Here is a 15804-nt window from a genome sequence, read left to right on the forward strand (position 1 = left end):
CTATGCAACTTGAACACATACTGAGTCGGGACTGCACCAAGAGTGCGGTCCCCTGTACCAGCAAGAAACGCGCCCTCGAGATCATCAGTGAGTTGGCCGCAGAGCGCCTCGGCACCTCCCGTCAGGTACTGTTCGAGAGCCTGCTGGCGCGGGAAAAAATGGGCAGTACCGGGATCGGTGCCGGTATTGCCATTCCCCACGGTCGGATCGACGACGCCTTCGCGCCGACCGCCGTGCTGATGACCTTCTCCGAATCCATCCCTTTCGATTCCATCGACAATCAACCGGTTGACCTGCTGTTTGCATTGCTGGTGCCGGAAAGCGAGTGCAAACAGCATCTCAAGACCCTTTCCCTGATGGCATCCAAGCTGGGCGACAAGGCGGTCTGCCGTCAGTTGCGCCAGGCGACCAGCGATGAAGAGCTCTATCAGATCATGACCTCGGCCTGATGCCGGGCACGACACAGCCATGTTGGCGTGAGGGGACAAGATGCAATTAATAGTGGTAAGCGGCCGTTCGGGCTCCGGCAAGACGGTAGCCCTGAGGGTGCTGGAGGATCTGGGGTACTACTGCGTGGATAACTTGCCGGTCAATCTGCTGCCCCAGCTGATCGTCTCGGTGGAGAGCCAGTATGACAAGCTGGCGGTCAGCATAGACGTGCGCAACCTGCCCAGCCAGCCTGATAAACTGGACAACCTGCTGGCTCAAGTACGCAACGAGGGGCGGGTGGAGTTCTCCAGCTTCTTCTTCGATGCCGACAACACCACCCTGCTCAAGCGCTATGGCGAGAGTCGCCGGCTGCACCCCTTGTCGCGCAACAAGCTGTCACTGGATGAGGCGATCCGGGAAGAGACCCACCTGCTGGCACCGCTCTCCTCCACCGCCGATCTGCGCATCGACACCACCAGCCTCAGCATTCACGACCTGAGCGAGCTCATCAAGACCCGGGTGCTCGGCAAGAAAGAGAACGAGCTGGTGCTGGTGTTCGAGTCGTTCGGCTTCAAGTACGGCATTCCCAAGGACGCAGACTTCGTGTTCGATGCCCGTTTCCTGCCCAACCCGCACTGGATCCCCGAACTCAAGCCCTTCACCGGCCAGGATGAGCCGGTCGCCAATTACCTCTCGGCCCAGCCTGACGTCATGCTGTTCATCCAGCAGATAGAGAACATGCTGGCGACCTGGTTGCCCCAGCTGGAGCGCAACAATCGCAGCTATGTGACGGTCGGCATCGGCTGTACCGGTGGCCAGCACCGCTCGGTGTTCGTTGCCGAGCGGCTGGCCAGCGCCTTCCGTCTGCTCGGCAAGAACGTGCAGATCCGCCACCGCACGCTGGACAAGCGTTCACCGCAAGTCTGATAGACCAACAGGACGCTCAGATGACAGTTTCCGCCTCGGTAGAAGTCAAAAACAAGCTGGGTATTCATGCCAGACCGGCCATGATGTTGTTCGAGCTGGTGCAGGGCTTCGATGCCCATGTGCTGCTGCGCAACGAGGACGGGGTGGAGGCCGATGCGGACAGCGTTATCGGCCTGCTGATGCTCGACTCCGCCCAGGGCAAGCAAGTGGAAGTCCAGGTGGAGGGGCCGGAAGAAGAAGAGGCCTTGGCCGCCGTAGTGGCGCTGTTCACCTCGGGTTTCAACGAGGAGTGAGCGGCGCCTCCCTTGCCGTCATGATCCGGCGCGCGCCAGCGCCTTGAAACCGGCGAAATCCCGACAAGCCAGCAGATTTCTGCTGGCTTTTTCGTTCATCAGCGCCAGGAACAGATCGTAGAGCCCCATCGCCTCCTCGTAGTCGGCCTTGGCGATGGCGAGCACGAAGATAAGGGTAGCGGTTTCGCCATTGCCCCAGTCGATGCCCTGTGGCGCCAGCACCGTATAGACCAGGGTGCGGCGCGCCAGCAAGCCGAGTGAGTGAGGCAGGGCAATGCCGTCCCCCAGCATGGTGGAGACGATGTGCTCCCGCTCGTGCAGTGAATTCCTGAATCCGCTCTCCACCAGCTCTTCGGCTTCCAGCTGATCGCAGATGCGGGCAAACAGCTGCGCCTGACTGAGGGGCTCGCTGACCACCATGAAGTGGTCGGCGTCGAAGTACTTGTCGACTAGATAGGGGCGGGTGCGGTCTATCAGCACCAGCTTGCCGAGCTGCTCCAGCTGGTACTGGGTCGGGAAGGGGGCCATCTGCACTACGGGGACGTTCTTCTCGCTCACCTTGACGGTGCTGATGACGAAGTCCTGCTCGATCCGCCCCAATCCCTCGTAATCCCGCACCGACTCCAGGCTGGTCAGTTGCAACTGGGGATATTCACGCTTGATCCGTGCCTCCAGCACCCGGAAGGTGGCATTGCCCGCGTCGCACAGCAGCAGCGCCTGGGGTGGACGGCTGTAGCCGATGTCGTGGTGGCGCTCCAGGCCGACCCCGATGTGGATCACCAGGTAACCGATCTCGTGGTGGGTCAGGTGATAGGGGGTCTGCCTGATCCACTGGGAGATGGCGGCCAGGGTGATGTCGTAGGCAAGGGGATAATACTGCTTGATGTGATCCGCCAGCGGATTGTGGCTGCCGACCTGGTATTTGATCCGCAGCAGCATGGCGCTGATGTGGGTCAGCAGATCGGCGCGCAGCTGGCCGTCATGGCGCAGATCGTAGGGATAGTGCTGGTGGATGTAATCCAGCAGGTGCTCGACCAGCTGGGCGCTCTCGGCGGCCATGGCCGCGCTGAGGTGCGGGGTATCGGCGATGAGGCGCGCCTGGATCTGGATGGCGAGGGCGCTCACCTCAGGATCTCCCGGCGGCATCAGGGTCGGCAGTTCTTCATAGATGTCGCGGGCCACCGCCGTCAGGGGCGCGGTGAGATCCTCGCTGCAAAATGCCAGCAGCTCATGGCCTGATGCCTGCCGCAGCAGGGCGACGGCGCAGTAGATGGTGAGCTGTTGCAGGCTCTCGTCCGCCAGCCGCAGCTGATGATGGCCGAGCTGTGCATGAATGCGATTGCCGATGACCTCCCGCGTCTTGCTGGGGCAGAGGTTCGGCAGCAAGCCTTGCAGCGGGTGGTTGCGAGTCTGCTCCCGATAGAGCAGTTGGGTGAGGCAGGCCCGGATCGCCGTCTCCTCCCCCTGGATGCGCATGCCGAGCCGTGGCTTGCTGTCGATATTGAGTCCGAAATGGGCGAGCCGCTCCCGCACTTCCGCCATGTCCCCCTGCAGCGCCGCCCGGCTCAGATACCAGGTATCCGCCAGCTCATCGAGCTTGATCCCCTGCTCGGCGGTGAGCAGCAGCAGTTGCAGGTGCAGCACCCGCTCACGGCTGGTGCGGGGCAGGCTGCTCTCCTGCTCCTGCGCCGCCAGCAACTCATCAAACAGCCCCTGATTGTAGATCTTGAGCTGGTAGCCGCAGCCGCGCTGGTGGATAAGATGGGCACCGTGGGTGGCAATCAGCTCGTTGAGGGTCGCCACGTCGGTGCGCACCGTGCGGGTGGAGACATTGAGGCGACGGGCGAGCTCTTCCTGTGGCAGCGGTTCGGCGTGGAGCAGGGTCAGCAGCTGATGGAGTCTGGGGTGGGGCAGCTTGGTCATGGGGAAGCGAGACTCCTGTCGCGGGATGAGGATCGATGTTAACAAGCGGGACATGCACAAGCCAGGCACCGGCCGGAAGTGGGCCGGTGCCAGTCATATCACGCCAGCAGTCGCTTCACCATGGCGAGCAGGGTGCGCACATCCTCGGGACGGGTCTGGCCGCTCTCGCCGTCGATGATGGAACTGTAGACGTGGGGGATCACCTTCTCGACCCCGGCCGCCAGCGCGATGCGGACGATTTCTTCGAAGTTGTCGAGATCGATGCCGCCGGTAGGCTCCAGCCAGAAACCGTGGCGGGCACAGGCCTCGGCCACCGCCTGGTACTCGTCACGGCAGGCGAGGCCGCCCATTGGGAAGAACTTGACCGAGCTGCCCCCCATGTCCTTGAGCAGGGCGATGGCGGTGTCGATGGGCACTATGCCATCGGCCTGGCCGGCGCTCAGCGGGCCGGTGGAGATCTTCACCATGCCGGAGGTGCCGGTGGGGGAGATAAGGCCATTCACCAGAGTCTGTGGCTGGCCCAGCAGCGCCCGGCTGGCGCCGACCCCGGTGAACACCTGGTTGACGTGCTGGGGCTGCAGCTGGCGAGCCAGCTCGGCCACCATGGCGGACTGGCGGGGATCGCCTGCGCCCAGGCCGATGGAGAGGGCGTTGTCGATAAGCTTCGCGTACTCACCCATGTCGGCGACGGCGGAGGGCACATCCGGGTAGTTCTTGGAGAGCACGCCGACCAGCACGTGGCCCTCGGCGGCCTCATAGATATCGACGGCATTTTGCTTGGAGCCGGCCAGCACGTTGAGGCAGACACGGTCAAGGTAGTAGTTGGGAGTAAGGGACATCAGCGGGTCTCCTGGGTTAGCTGGGCGATGGCGGCATGGATCTGGTCGAGCTGGGCCGGGCTGACGCTGCGCACGTCGATCTCGATGTGGCCCTCGTTGGCCTTGTAGCCGCGGCAGTAGATGGCCGGATTGCCCTGTTGCAGGCGATCCACCAGCTGCAGGGTGGTGATGCCGAGCCGGGCATGGTCGAAGGCGATGTCGGTGCGGGCGATGTCGCGCCCGGCACTGTCCCACACCACCTGGGCCCTGACGCCGGGCAACTGGTTGAGGCGCTCGATGAAGGGGGTCATCTTGGCCACCATGGCGGCACCACTCTCCTTCTCCTTGACCAGATAGCGCTCGATGGCGTGGGTCAGGCCGAGGATCCCCTCCTTGCCTACCTTCATGGCGCGGCCTATGCCGTTGGTCTGCTGCTTGACCCACTCCACATACTGGCGTTTGCCGAGCACCAGGCCGCTGGTGGGTCCCTCGATGGCCTTGGCGCCACTGTAGATGACCAGATCCGCCCCCTGGCTGTAGTAGAGCTGCAAGTCTTCTTCCGCGGCCGCATCGACGATGAGCGGCAGCTGGTGGGCTCTGGCCACCTCGGCGGCCTGGGCCACCGACAGAATGCTCTTCTGCACGCAGTGGTGAGACTTGATGTAGAGGATGGCGGCGGTATTGGGGTTGATGGCGGCGGCCAGCTGGGCGGGGGAGCATTCGTTGGCATAGCCAGCCTCCACCACCTTGCCGCCACCCAGATTGACCATGGTGCCCACCGGGGCGCCGAAGTTCACGTTGTGGCCCTTGGGCAGCACTATCTCGCTCGGCACCCCGTGGGAGTGGGCGTGCAGCTGCTCCAGCCGGTAGGCATCGCCGCGCACTATGACGGCGGCCACCGACTGGGCGATGCCGGCACTGGCGCAGGAGACCACCACCGCATCCTCCACGCCTAGCAGGCCGGCGAGGTAGGCGCCGGTCTTGTTGACCAGATCCTTCACCTCGAAGTAGTGGCCTAGGCCGAAGTTGACCGCGTCGACCACCTCCTGTTCCGGGGTGGAGACGCCGAGGAGGGTCATGCGCCCGGAGGCGTTGATCACCGGTTTGAGCTGATATTTCTCATACACAGAAGGCATGGTGGGATTTTCCATATTGAGTGAGAACCAGGTCACCGCCCACCAGGGCGGCGAGGGGAAGCAGTTGCAGATCGCCGCTACGCGACTGGGTTTCGGTATCCATAAACAGGGCCGGGCCGCTGGCCAGTTCGAACAGGGTCAGATCGGCGTCGGCTCCCAGCTCGAGTCGTCCCTTGCCAGGGAGGCGGAGCGCCTCGGCGGCCTGACTGGTGACGCAGGCGAGCACCTGCTCCAGCGTCATGCCGATGGCGAGAAACTTGGACATCACGTGGGCCAGGCTGTACACGGGCCCCTTGATGCGGTTCTTGCAGTAGATATCCGAGCTGATGGTGTGGGGCAGGATCCCCTGACGGATGGCGGCCTCCGCCACCTCGAAGCTGAAGCTGGCGCCGCCGTGGCCGATGTCGAGCCGCAGGCCCCGTTGCAGCGCCTCGCGCACCGCGACCCGCAGCTCGCCGGCCGGGGTCAGGATGCGGTTGGGCTTGCCGTTGAAGCAGTGGGTCAGCAGATCCCCCTGGCCGAGCAGGGCGACGATCTCGTCCAGCTCGGGCGGGGTGTTGCCCACATGTACCATCAGCGGCAACTGGCCGTGGGCCTGTTGCAGCGCCTTGGCCATGCGCAGCGGCTGCAGACCGTTCTCGCCCACTACGCTGCCGCTCATACGGGCCTTGAGGCCGACGATGAACCGCGGGTGGCGGGCGATGGCGGCAGACGCCAGCCCGACATCCAGATCCCGGCTGTCGGCCAGCTCGTTCTGGCGCAGCAGGCCAATGCGGGAGATGTTGAGCAGGGCGTGCACCCGGGTCTTGCAACCGGCCGCCAGTCGCTGGAACGCGTCCACGTCATCGGCGCCCGTGCTGCCGGCATCGATGACGGTGGTGACGCCGGACTCTACGCCGACCTTGTCCGGCTCATCCTGATAGATGGGGGAGGCGGGATAGCAGTGGGTGTGGCCGTCGATCCAGCCCGCGCTCACCCCGACCGCACCGGCCAGAGTGAGGGTTTGCTTCGCCTCGGCCGTCGCTGGCAGCTGGCCGAGGGCCGCAATCTTGCCGTCCTGGATGGCGATGTCGATGAGCTGGCCATTTCCCTGGCGCCCCGCTCTGATGATCATGTCATACATGCTGATGACCTCTGAAATGCCGCCCCCAAGGGCGGCCTGTGCTTAGACCAGGGCGATCGGGAAGAAGGTCCCGAGCAGCATGGCACCCAGGATGGCGCCGCCGGTGATGGGCTTGCCCCACACGTAGAACAGCAGCGCACCCAGCAGAGAGCCCAGCCCGATGGGGATGGAGGCGCCCATGGCGGAGAGGATGATCAGGGGGCCGAGGAAGCGCCCCGAGCTGTTGCCCGCGCCCATCATCACATCCGCCCCGTAGGTGGAGTTGCTCTGGTTGATGGTGAACTTGCGCGCCAGGATGATGATGCCGCCGATGGCGACCCCGATTGCCATGCCGGTCACCAGGGAGGCACCGAAGTTCTCTATCGGGTAGACGATGCCGGCTCCCAGCAACAGGGCGGGGACGCCCAGTCCGACCCCGGTCTGAATGGCGCCGCCGATATCCAGGATCCCCACCAGGGAGCCCTCGATGATGCGGGCGAACAGGAAGCTGGCCCCGAAGGCCGCGACCGCGCCATAGGCGCCGGTGTCCATCCCGGCTTTCAGCATGGAGACGAAGGCCACCTCGTTGAAGGCTCCGACTCCATACAGGTAGAACATATGGGTCCCGGCGAAGACGCCGGCCGAGAGCAGGCCGACGAAGATGGGGAAGGACCAGTCGGCATACCAGAAGTTGTTTCTCAGTTTCTCATCCATGTGGTGGCCCCTTATTTGCCGCTAAGCAGGTTATGGACGTTCTCCAGCCACAGGGGGATGCCCATGTGGAAGGATTCAATCAGTTTCATATCGAAGCCGCGGAAGAATCCGCTCAGCACGAACAGCAGCACGATGGCGCCCATCATCACGCGAGTGACATGGTTCCAGCCGCTCTCTTCCACCCCTTTGCCGATCAGGATGCCGAGCACCAGACCCGGCACGGCGTTGCCCATGATGAGCTGCGCCAGACCGCCGAAGATGGTGGCCCAGAAGCCGGACTTCTTGCCCGCCTCGATGGCGGCCAGCCAGAAGATCACCGGCATGACGGTGTTGACCAGCAGGTTGGCGGCCGGCACCAGTACCTTGACGGCGGTGACCTGCAGGGCCTCGGGAACAGCGGCGGCGGTGCTGTTGAGGAAGGCGACGACGATGGCACCAATGATGCCGCCGGCGATGGCCATCTTCTTGGGATCGTGCAAGGTGGTGGCGAGATCCCGGTTCTTGACCAGCAGCGCGGCCGTGGCCCAGTGCGGGATGATGCGGTGATCCACGTCCTGGGTGAAGGCACCGGCCGCCACTGTGGAGGCCCAGGCGTTGAAGAAGAAGCCGAGGCCGAAGGAGAAGTGGGAGGCGGGATCCCCTTCGCAGGAGTTGAGCTCACCCAGGGTTCGGAAAGCGCCCATACCCTGCACGGTCGGGGCGTGGAACATCCGCGCCGCGCCGGCTCCCACCCCGACGCCCACCAGGCCGCCGATGATCAATGATTTGAAAAGAATGATTAGAAACATCCAACATGTCCTTTTTGTGGGGTTGTGCCCGTCGAGGCATCACACCAGGGTGAACGTCACCTTGTCGGCGTCCAGGCTGCTGACCTTGACCGTGATCTCCAGCTGGACGCGGAACTCGCGGCGCTGGCGTGGCAGGAAGAAGAACAGGAACTTCTCCACCCGGACCGACTCCTCGGCCTTGAGCACCCGTACCTCGACCGGCTCGATCCGCAGCATCACCCGCGGGTTGTCCTTGAGCAGGCTGTGCTGCACCTGGCTGAGGGCGGAAGCGAACGCCTGCTGGCGGGTCGTCCCCTTGCCGTTGACGATGACCTGGGTGGTGAAGTCCTCTTTCATCAGGCGCGACCGTGTTTCTTGGCGAAGGCTTCGATCAGCTTCTGGCCCAGCTCTTCCTTGTCCATGAAGCCGAAGCCGAGCACCACGCAGCCGTCATTGATGGCGGTGACGCCCTCCTCGACGGAGCGCATGCCGTAGCGGCATTTGTAGCCGTACTTGGTCTGGGCGGTGATGGCGCCGGCGCCGCCGCTGCCGCAGAAGGAGATGCCGAGATCCGCCTGCTCCTTGTTCATCACATCACCGAGCTTCATGTCCGCGGCCATGCCGGGGATGACGGTCACGCTGGCACCGGCGGCTTCCGCCCCTGCGCCCACTTTCTGACCCTTGCCGAGACGATCTCCAATCACGAGTTTGATGGCTGACATTTAGTTATCTCCTGTGGTTACTGGTCGAGCAGCTGAGCTGAGTTCATTTTCTTTGGCAACTTCGAAATGGACGGACAAGAGGTGCGCCTCTTCATGGGCCAGCCTGTCCAGCCAGGCGACGACCTGTTCGGCCAGTCGCAGGGAAAGGGGGGAGATCTCCTCGAACAGGCTGAGGTCGACCTCCGGCAGGGATTCACCGCTGTGGGAGCGCCACACCATGGCTTTGACGTGGGAGGCGAGCATCTGCTTCTGCACCTCGTTGGGGATGATGCCTTGCTCGCCGAGCAGGCTGTGGATGCGGGCCAGGACCAGCTCGGTCTTGCGCAGCAACTGCGGACTGTCCGGGGTCAGGGCGGTGTCATGGGTGTCGGTAGTCAATGTCTGCTCTCCAAGGCTGGCAGAAGGAATAGCCTTACCCTAAGCCCGGGGGGAAACGCAGAGGAGGCAGTGTTTTTCCGATTCGAAATGGAAATCCCAGGTCGGGACTCCTCGAAAGGGGCCCTTTCTGTGTGCCAGGGGAGCAAAGGGGGGCTATCGGAGCCGACTCTATGTGATCGGACCCGCACTTTCGCGGCGGTGACCTGGGTGGGGTCGTTGGTGGAAACTGTGAGTCATCTCACGGAGTACGGGAGAACTCATGGGGGGAACCGGGGAGGGAGGAGTGACAAGGGGCGCCAATGCGCCCCTTGTGGTGGTCGAGTCTAGCCTAGCCTCAGCTGGCGGAGGCGGCGCTGGTGCTCGGCAGGTTCTGGTAGCGCACGTCTTCCTCGATGACGACCTCCACCTCCAGTGGCTTGCCGTTGCGGATCACCGAGATGGTCAGCTTGGTGCCGGGACGGCTCTCGACGATCTTGTCCATGACGGAGCGCACGCCGCTGATGGCCTCACCGTTGACCTTGAGCAGCACATCCCCGCGCTTGAGGCCTGCCTTGCTGGCTGGCCCGTCGGGATCCAGGCTCTCCACTACCAGGCCCTGCAGATCGCCCAGATTCATCATGCGCGCGACTATGGGGTTGATCTCGACGCTGGAGATGCCGAGGTAGCCGCGAATGACTCGGCCATTGGCGATCAGCTCGTCCATGATGCGTTTGGCCAGCTTGTAGGGGATGGCGAAGCTGATGCCGTAGCTCTCCTGATTGCCGTTGAGGTGATAGGCGGCGGTGTTGATGCCCACCAGATCGCCGCGGCCGTTGACCAGGGCGCCGCCCGAGTTGCCCTCGTTGATGGCGGCATCGGTCTGCAGCAGATCCTGCCGGCCGTTGCTGTCCGGCCCCATGCTGGAGAGGCCGATGCGACCGGTGGCGCTGATGATGCCCTGGGTGATGGTCTGGCCGACGTTGTAGGGGTTGCCGATGGCGAGCACCACGTCCCCCACGTCCGGCAGCCGCTCAGGATCTTGCGGGATCACCGGCAGGTTATCGGATTCGATGTAGAGCACTGCCAGATCGGTCAGCTTGTCGGTGCCGACCAGCTCGGCGCTGAAGACCCGGCCATCTTGCAGTGCGACTATGATCTGGTCCGCGTCGGCGATGACGTGGTAGTTGGTCAGCACGTGGCCGCGTTGGTTCATGATGACACCTGAGCCCAGCCCTTGCGGCCTGAGTTCGGCCTTTTCGCCGCGATTGCCGGCGAAACTGCGGGTGTAGATGTTGACGACGGCCGGGCCGGCGCGATGGGCGGCATAGGAGAAACTCAGCTCACGGGCATTGGTGATGAGACCCGGCAGGGGCGCGCCACCCCTGAAATTGGGGAACAGCAGCAACAGGAGCGCGGCGACGGTGAGGCCGAAGCCGACAGACTTGCCCAAGTAACTGATCAAAGGTGGGATTTTCATGTCATTCTCATCCGTACATGCTGCGCGCAGAGAATAACATTATCGGTGGATAAAAATCACCCGCGGCGGTTGCCGCGGGTGTGAGGGACTTAACGTATCACCAAATAGAGCGAGGAGTCGCCACGTTGGATGTTCAGCGCCAGGACTTCCGGCTTGTCTTTCAATGCCTTGGTCAGCTCTCCCAGGGAGTTGATGCGCAGGCGGTTGACCCCGATGATGATGTCGCCCTTCTGCAGACCGGAGGCGGCAGCAGGGGAGCGCGGATCGATATCGGAGACGGCCACGCCGGTCACCGGCTCTGTGGTGGTGCTGAGCTTGGCCCCTTCCAGTGCCGGATGCAGGGCGCTGGCGAGGATCTCGCTGTCATCGGCCTTCTTCAGGGTGACCTTGACGGTTTGCTCCTTGCCATCGCGGATCAGGCCGAGCGCAACTTGCTTGTCGGCACCCATGGTCGCAATCTTGGCGCGCAGCTCACCGAACGAGCGGATGGGCTTGCCATCGATGCTGATGATGATGTCGCCCGCCTTGATGCCGGCCTTGTCGGCGGCGGAATCAGGCATGACCTGGTTGACGAAGGCGCCGTCCTTCTTGTTGTAGCCGAAGGACTTGGCGATGTCGGTGGTCAGCTCGGTACCGGTGATCCCCAACTGGCCACGGCGAACTTCGCCGTACTTGACGATCTGGTCGGACAGATCCCGCACCATATTGGACGGAATGGCGAAGCCGATGCCGATGTTGCCACCGTTCGGGCCCAGGATGGCGGTGTTGATGCCGATCAGCTCGCCGCGCAGGTTGAGCAGGGCGCCGCCGGAGTTGCCGGAGTTGATGGCCGCATCGGTCTGGATGAAGTTCTCCAGGTTCTCGATGTTGAGGCCGCTGCGGCCCAGGGCACTGACGATACCCGAGGTCACGGTTTGACCCAGACCGAAGGGGTTGCCGATGGCAAGGGCGTAGTCACCGACTCTCAGATCGTCGGAGTCGGCGAACTTGATTTGCACCAGGTCCTCGGCCTTGATCTGCAGCAGGGCGATATCGGACTGCTTGTCTTCGCCGATCTTCTTGGCGGCGTATTCACGACCGTCCTTCAGATTGACCTTGATCTCGTCCGCCTCGTGGACCACGTGGGCGTTGGTGATCACATAGCCCTTCTTGGCATCGATGATGACGCCGGAGCCCAGCGCCTGGAAGGGCTGCTCGCTCACCTGCTCGTCAGGCATGTTGGGGCCGAAGAAGAAGCGGAATTGTTCCGGCAGACGCTGGCGAGTGATCTTCTTGCCAGAGACTGAGATGTTGACCACGGCAGGGGTGACCTGCTCGAGGACAGGGGCCAGGCTCGGCATCTCCTGGGTGTTCCCCAGCAGGGGCAGGGCAGCTTGCGCTGGCGCCGCAGACAGGGCGATACCGACACTGAGGGCTAAGACACTGAATACAGAAAGAGATTTACGCATATGAGAAACAGCTCCCAGAAAAAGTTGCATTGCAATCGTCAAGGTCTGACCACGATAAGGCGTAATTAGTTCCACTAGGGACTAGCTGGGTTGCTTGAGAAGCCCGGAAGCACCCGCGTAGTCGCGCGGCGGCAGGCCCGGTTCCTCGCTGGCGGAGGCGTCATTGACCTCGTCAGGCTGAGGTTCGCGGAACAGCGGCTCCTGTACCTTGGCCAGGAACTTGCTCTGCTCGGCCATGTGGCGATACAGGGTCTGATATTGATCGGCCAGCTGCTCCATCAGGGCGGCGCTGTCGGCAAAGTGAGTGGTGATCTGGCCCTGATAGCTTTCCAGTTCCTTGTGGGCCTTCTTCAGCTCCTGTTCCAGGCGCCCGGCATCCCGGCTGCGGACCGTGAAACGACCGACCAGAACGCCGATGATCAGGGCGGCTACCGCCAGCAGGATCCCGTTTAACAGAGTCATAGATGCTCCTTGTTACAGCTAATTCGATGAGTGTTGAGACGGCCCTGTTGGCCGCAATGCCTCGTGGGCACTATACCGTGCACCCCGAGAGCGTGATACTATTTTGTCCTTCATTCAGGGACTTGGAGGCGGTTTACAGGATGACCCCGCAGCAAAAATATCAGCAGGATTTGCAGCGTCCCGGCTTTTTGGCCGACCCGGCTCAGGCGATGGCAGTGGCCCGCCTAGAGAGACTCTATCAGGATTTGTGCGCCAACCCGACTCCGACCAGATCCCGCGGCTTGCTCGGCTGGTTGCAAAAGCCCAAGCCTGCCGATCCCGTCCTCGGGCTTTATATGTGGGGCGGAGTGGGCAGAGGCAAGACCTGGCTGATGGATACTTTTTTCGAGAGTCTGCCGGGTGAGCGGAAATTGCGCATTCATTTCCACCGCTTCATGCACCGGATCCACGCAGAGCTTCAGGCGCTGACCGGTCAGGCCGACCCGCTCAAGCTCATCGCCAGCAAGCTGGCCGGCGAGACCGATGTCATCTGTTTCGACGAATTTTTCGTCTCCGATATCACCGACGCCATGTTGCTGGGCACCCTGTTCCAGGAACTGTTCGGCCACGGCGTGGTGCTGGTGGCGACCTCCAACATTCCGCCCAAGGATCTCTATCGCAACGGCCTGCAACGGGCTCGCTTCCTGCCCGCCATCGCATTGATCGAGCGTCATTGCGAGGTGCTCAATGTCGATGGGGGCGTTGACTACCGGCTGCGCACCCTGGAGCAGGCGGAGATCTACCACTTCCCGCTGGACGAGCAGGCCAGGTGCAATCTCGATCGCTATTTCGGGCAACTGAGCGGATCGGCGCGGCTCGATGCCGCCATGCTGGAGGTCAATCATCGCCAGCTCAGTGTGCTGGGGATGGGAGAGGGGGTGCTTTATATGGAGTTCGAGCAACTCTGTTGTACCCCGCGATCGCAAAGCGACTATATCGAGCTGGCCCGGGAGTTTCACACCGTTCTGCTGGCCAATGTGCAGCCGATGGGGAGGGGGACGGACGACGCCGCTCGCCGCTTCATCGCCATGGTGGACGAGTTCTACGAGCGACACGTCAAACTCATACTGTCGGCGGCGGTGCCCATGAATGAGCTCTATGGGGAGGGTCTGCTGAATTTCGAATTCAAGCGCTGTCTTTCGCGGCTTCAGGAGATGCAATCGCACGAATACCTTGCCAGAGTGCACCTTCCTTAGTCACAATACCCGAGCCTGCCAGTCGGATGGGCATCTGCGGCAGGTAGGGCCGGGCGACATTTGCTAGCTTCATGGCAGTGAAATTAGCAGGTGATATTTAAGGCAACTTCACTTATAATCGCCCGGCCCACGTTACAGCTGTCGATAAGACAGCAACACTTTAAGCTTTACTTGTATTCGAAGGGGTACAGGTAGGCCATCGTTTGTTGTTTGTGGGAGAGCCCCCATAAGCAATTGGGTCTGTAACAGGTAATTGGGTTTAACTTAATGAAAACTTTCGTTGCCAAGCCAGAAACCGTAAAACGTGACTGGTACATTGTGGACGCAGAAGGTAAAACTCTGGGTCGTATCGCAACCGAGATCGCTGCTCGTCTGCGTGGTAAGCACAAAGCTGAATACACTCCGCACGTTGACACCGGTGATTACATCATCGTTGTAAACGCTGAGAAGGTACACGTAACCGGTAAGAAATTTACCGACAAAATGTACCATTCTCACTCCGGTTTCCCGGGTGGTATCAAGTCCATCAGCTTTGACAAGCTGATTCAGCGTAAGCCGGAAATGGTAATCGAAGCTGCCGTCAAGGGCATGCTGCCGAAGGGTCCGCTGGGCCGTGCCATGTTCCGTAAGCTGAAAGTTTACGCAGGCGCAGAGCACGCTCATGCTGCTCAGCAACCTCAAGTACTGGATATCTAACGGGAACTGGCAACATGGCAGAAAATCAATACTACGGTACCGGCCGTCGCAAAAGCTCCACTGCTCGCGTCTTTATCAAAGCGGGTAGCGGTAAAATCGTAATCAACCAGCGCTCCCTGGAGCAATACTTCGGCCGTCCGACTGCCCGCATGGTAGTTCGTCAGCCGCTGGAACTGGTTGAGATGACCGAGAAACTGGATCTGTACATCACCGTTAACGGTGGCGGCATCTCCGGTCAAGCTGGTGCGATCCGTCACGGTATCACTCGTGCTCTGATGCAGTACGACGAGACCCTGCGTGGCGAGCTGCGTAAAGCTGGCTTTGTTACTCGCGATGCCCGTAAGGTTGAGCGTAAGAAAGTCGGTCTGCACAAAGCACGTAAGCGTCCGCAGTACTCCAAGCGTTAATTCGCTTTTGGTACGCACTCTCACGAGTGTCAAAAAAGCCTGGCAACTGCCAGGCTTTTTTTATTGGTAACATTACATACTCCAATGCTAACCATGCGTCACAAAAGACAAAAATTTGTGTATTTATTGTTTTTGCCCCTCGCTTCTCTTTCTTGTCAAATTGTTATCTTTTCTTTAAAATTTCCATGGTCTTTCTGTGTCAATTGCCACTCCGCTTCCGCTGCAGTTGTCATGGGGAGAGGAGATAGGAAACGGGGACACTATAAGAATGAGCGGAGTCCACATGGGAGAGTTTTTGGATGAGCAATGCGCCAGTTGATACCGGTCGCCGCAGATTTCTTACCTGGTCAACGGTTGCCGTTGGCGGAGTAGGAGCTGCTTTTACCGCAGTGCCGTTTATAAAGTCATGGAACCCGAGTGCCAAAGCCAAAGCGGCGGGGGCTCCGGTCGAAGTGGACATCAGCAAGTTGGAGCCGGGTCAGCTCATTCGCGTCGAGTGGCGCGGCAAGCCGGTCTGGGTGGTGAAACGAACCAAGCAGACACTGGATGCCCTGGCAACGCACGATGACAAGCTGCGCGATCCTGCCTCCGATGAGCCACAGCAGCCGGATTATGCCCATAACGGTTACAGATCCATCAAGCCGGAGATCTTCGTCGCCGTCGGTATCTGTACACATCTGGGGTGTTCCCCTTCTTATCTGCCGGACAGCTTCGGTGAGCAGGTACAGGGAGTGGCCTCCGGCTTCTTCTGCCCGTGCCATGGCTCCAAGTTCGACATGGCTGGCCGAGTGTTCCAGGGCGTACCTGCGCCGCTGAACCTGGTCATTCCGCCATATCAATTTCTTAGCGACACCACCATCCTGGTGGGTGCCGATGGCAAGGAGGCCTGAC

Annotated in this window: 19 protein-coding genes; 7 read left to right on the top strand and 12 right to left on the bottom strand. The window is 61.5% G+C overall.

Going from position 1 to position 15804, the window contains the following annotated elements:
* The first annotated feature begins 2 nt into the window (after nt 1-2).
* Genes ptsN through npr form a run of 3 tightly spaced genes read left to right on the top strand, consistent with a single transcriptional unit; the run spans nt 3 to nt 1649 of the window.
* Nucleotides 3-449, top strand: coding sequence for a PTS IIA-like nitrogen regulatory protein PtsN (gene ptsN / locus LG30_RS0119155; protein WP_033132292.1), 447 nt, complete (start codon nt 3-5; stop codon nt 447-449).
* 40 nt (nt 450-489) lie between these two features.
* Entirely contained in the window at nt 490-1356 is an 867-nt protein-coding gene (rapZ, locus tag LG30_RS0119160; RefSeq protein ID WP_033132293.1) for an RNase adapter RapZ, read from the top strand.
* Between the two features lie 20 nt (nt 1357-1376).
* Complete coding sequence (gene npr, locus LG30_RS0119165; protein ID WP_033132294.1) at nt 1377-1649, top strand: PTS phosphocarrier protein NPr; 273 nt, start codon at nt 1377-1379, stop codon at nt 1647-1649.
* 18 nt (nt 1650-1667) lie between these two features.
* Here the strand turns inward: npr and LG30_RS0119170 are convergent, their stop codons facing one another.
* From LG30_RS0119170 to LG30_RS0119225, 12 genes are all read right to left on the bottom strand, one after another.
* On the bottom strand, nt 1668-3572 hold the full coding sequence (locus tag LG30_RS0119170; protein ID WP_033132295.1) for a BglG family transcription antiterminator: 1905 nt from the start codon (nt 3570-3572) through the stop codon (nt 1668-1670).
* A 98-nt stretch (nt 3573-3670) separates the two neighbouring features.
* A complete protein-coding gene (dagF, locus tag LG30_RS0119175; RefSeq protein ID WP_033132296.1) occupies nt 3671-4411 on the bottom strand; it encodes a 2-dehydro-3-deoxy-phosphogluconate aldolase in 741 nt (246 codons plus the stop codon).
* Nucleotides 4411-5526, bottom strand: a complete 1116-nt coding sequence (locus LG30_RS0119180) for a DgaE family pyridoxal phosphate-dependent ammonia lyase (protein ID WP_033132297.1) — start codon at nt 5524-5526, stop codon at nt 4411-4413. The genes dagF and LG30_RS0119180 overlap by 1 nt, the downstream gene beginning before the upstream one ends.
* Nucleotides 5510-6649 (bottom strand): amidohydrolase/deacetylase family metallohydrolase, encoded by a 1140-nt coding sequence (locus tag LG30_RS0119185; RefSeq protein ID WP_033132298.1) that lies wholly within the window; start codon nt 6647-6649, stop codon nt 5510-5512. Before LG30_RS0119185 ends, LG30_RS0119180 begins: the two co-directional genes overlap by 17 nt.
* A gap of 42 nt (nt 6650-6691) precedes the next feature.
* Entirely contained in the window at nt 6692-7342 is a 651-nt protein-coding gene (locus LG30_RS0119190) for a DUF4310 family protein (protein WP_033132299.1), read from the bottom strand.
* An 11-nt stretch (nt 7343-7353) separates the two neighbouring features.
* On the bottom strand, nt 7354-8130 hold the full coding sequence (locus LG30_RS0119195) for a DUF4311 domain-containing protein (RefSeq protein WP_033132300.1): 777 nt from the start codon (nt 8128-8130) through the stop codon (nt 7354-7356).
* Between the two features lie 39 nt (nt 8131-8169).
* Nucleotides 8170-8466 (bottom strand): DUF4312 family protein, encoded by a 297-nt coding sequence (locus LG30_RS0119200; RefSeq protein ID WP_033132301.1) that lies wholly within the window; start codon nt 8464-8466, stop codon nt 8170-8172.
* Nucleotides 8466-8831 (bottom strand): SFCGS family glycine-rich protein, encoded by a 366-nt coding sequence (locus LG30_RS0119205; protein WP_033132302.1) that lies wholly within the window; start codon nt 8829-8831, stop codon nt 8466-8468. The genes LG30_RS0119200 and LG30_RS0119205 overlap by 1 nt, the downstream gene beginning before the upstream one ends.
* A complete protein-coding gene (locus LG30_RS0119210) occupies nt 8832-9209 on the bottom strand; it encodes a PRD domain-containing protein (RefSeq protein ID WP_033132303.1) in 378 nt (125 codons plus the stop codon).
* A 334-nt stretch (nt 9210-9543) separates the two neighbouring features.
* The gene (gene degS / locus LG30_RS0119215; RefSeq protein ID WP_033132304.1) at nt 9544-10665 is read right to left on the bottom strand and encodes an outer membrane-stress sensor serine endopeptidase DegS; all 1122 of its coding nucleotides are present in this window, start codon (nt 10663-10665) and stop codon (nt 9544-9546) included.
* 89 nt (nt 10666-10754) lie between these two features.
* Nucleotides 10755-12113, bottom strand: coding sequence for a Do family serine endopeptidase (locus tag LG30_RS0119220; RefSeq protein ID WP_033132305.1), 1359 nt, complete (start codon nt 12111-12113; stop codon nt 10755-10757).
* A gap of 81 nt (nt 12114-12194) precedes the next feature.
* A complete protein-coding gene (locus LG30_RS0119225) occupies nt 12195-12575 on the bottom strand; it encodes a Z-ring associated ZapG family protein (protein WP_033132306.1) in 381 nt (126 codons plus the stop codon).
* Between the two features lie 140 nt (nt 12576-12715).
* On the opposite strand from LG30_RS0119225, the gene zapE reads away from it, so the two are divergent.
* The 4 genes from zapE to petA all read left to right on the top strand — a co-directional run bounded on the left by zapE (nt 12716) and on the right by petA (nt 15803).
* The gene (gene zapE / locus LG30_RS0119230; RefSeq protein ID WP_033132307.1) at nt 12716-13810 is read left to right on the top strand and encodes a cell division protein ZapE; all 1095 of its coding nucleotides are present in this window, start codon (nt 12716-12718) and stop codon (nt 13808-13810) included.
* A 267-nt stretch (nt 13811-14077) separates the two neighbouring features.
* Nucleotides 14078-14506, top strand: a complete 429-nt coding sequence (gene rplM, locus LG30_RS0119235) for a 50S ribosomal protein L13 (protein WP_033132308.1) — start codon at nt 14078-14080, stop codon at nt 14504-14506.
* 14 nt (nt 14507-14520) lie between these two features.
* Entirely contained in the window at nt 14521-14913 is a 393-nt protein-coding gene (rpsI, locus tag LG30_RS0119240; protein ID WP_005891084.1) for a 30S ribosomal protein S9, read from the top strand.
* Nucleotides 14914-15212: 299 nt separating this feature from the next.
* Complete coding sequence (gene petA, locus LG30_RS0119245; RefSeq protein ID WP_033132309.1) at nt 15213-15803, top strand: ubiquinol-cytochrome c reductase iron-sulfur subunit; 591 nt, start codon at nt 15213-15215, stop codon at nt 15801-15803.
* Nucleotide 15804: the final 1 nt, after the last annotated feature.

This window comes from Aeromonas aquatica (assembly GCF_000764655.1).
GTDB lineage: Bacteria > Pseudomonadota > Gammaproteobacteria > Enterobacterales > Aeromonadaceae > Aeromonas > Aeromonas aquatica.

Bases quoted from the DNA above. Each gene is read 5' to 3' on its own strand.
- dagF (WP_033132296.1), bottom strand. From the start codon at position 4,411: ATGTCCCTTACTCCCAACTACTACCTTGACCGTGTCTGCCTCAACGTG.
- rplM (WP_033132308.1), top strand. From the start codon at position 14,078: ATGAAAACTTTCGTTGCCAAGCCAGAAACCGTAAAACGTGACTGGTAC.
- ptsN (WP_033132292.1), top strand. From the start codon at position 3: ATGCAACTTGAACACATACTGAGTCGGGACTGCACCAAGAGTGCGGTC.
- rpsI (WP_005891084.1), top strand. From the start codon at position 14,521: ATGGCAGAAAATCAATACTACGGTACCGGCCGTCGCAAAAGCTCCACT.
- LG30_RS0119200 (WP_033132301.1), bottom strand. From the start codon at position 8,466: ATGAAAGAGGACTTCACCACCCAGGTCATCGTCAACGGCAAGGGGACG.
- LG30_RS0119195 (WP_033132300.1), bottom strand. From the start codon at position 8,130: ATGTTTCTAATCATTCTTTTCAAATCATTGATCATCGGCGGCCTGGTG.
- degS (WP_033132304.1), bottom strand. From the start codon at position 10,665: ATGAAAATCCCACCTTTGATCAGTTACTTGGGCAAGTCTGTCGGCTTC.
- LG30_RS0119185 (WP_033132298.1), bottom strand. From the start codon at position 6,649: ATGTATGACATGATCATCAGAGCGGGGCGCCAGGGAAATGGCCAGCTC.
- LG30_RS0119225 (WP_033132306.1), bottom strand. From the start codon at position 12,575: ATGACTCTGTTAAACGGGATCCTGCTGGCGGTAGCCGCCCTGATCATC.
- LG30_RS0119170 (WP_033132295.1), bottom strand. From the start codon at position 3,572: ATGACCAAGCTGCCCCACCCCAGACTCCATCAGCTGCTGACCCTGCTC.
- LG30_RS0119220 (WP_033132305.1), bottom strand. From the start codon at position 12,113: ATGCGTAAATCTCTTTCTGTATTCAGTGTCTTAGCCCTCAGTGTCGGT.
- rapZ (WP_033132293.1), top strand. From the start codon at position 490: ATGCAATTAATAGTGGTAAGCGGCCGTTCGGGCTCCGGCAAGACGGTA.
- LG30_RS0119180 (WP_033132297.1), bottom strand. From the start codon at position 5,526: ATGCCTTCTGTGTATGAGAAATATCAGCTCAAACCGGTGATCAACGCC.
- LG30_RS0119205 (WP_033132302.1), bottom strand. From the start codon at position 8,831: ATGTCAGCCATCAAACTCGTGATTGGAGATCGTCTCGGCAAGGGTCAG.
- petA (WP_033132309.1), top strand. From the start codon at position 15,213: ATGAGCAATGCGCCAGTTGATACCGGTCGCCGCAGATTTCTTACCTGG.
- zapE (WP_033132307.1), top strand. From the start codon at position 12,716: ATGACCCCGCAGCAAAAATATCAGCAGGATTTGCAGCGTCCCGGCTTT.
- npr (WP_033132294.1), top strand. From the start codon at position 1,377: ATGACAGTTTCCGCCTCGGTAGAAGTCAAAAACAAGCTGGGTATTCAT.
- LG30_RS0119190 (WP_033132299.1), bottom strand. From the start codon at position 7,342: ATGGATGAGAAACTGAGAAACAACTTCTGGTATGCCGACTGGTCCTTC.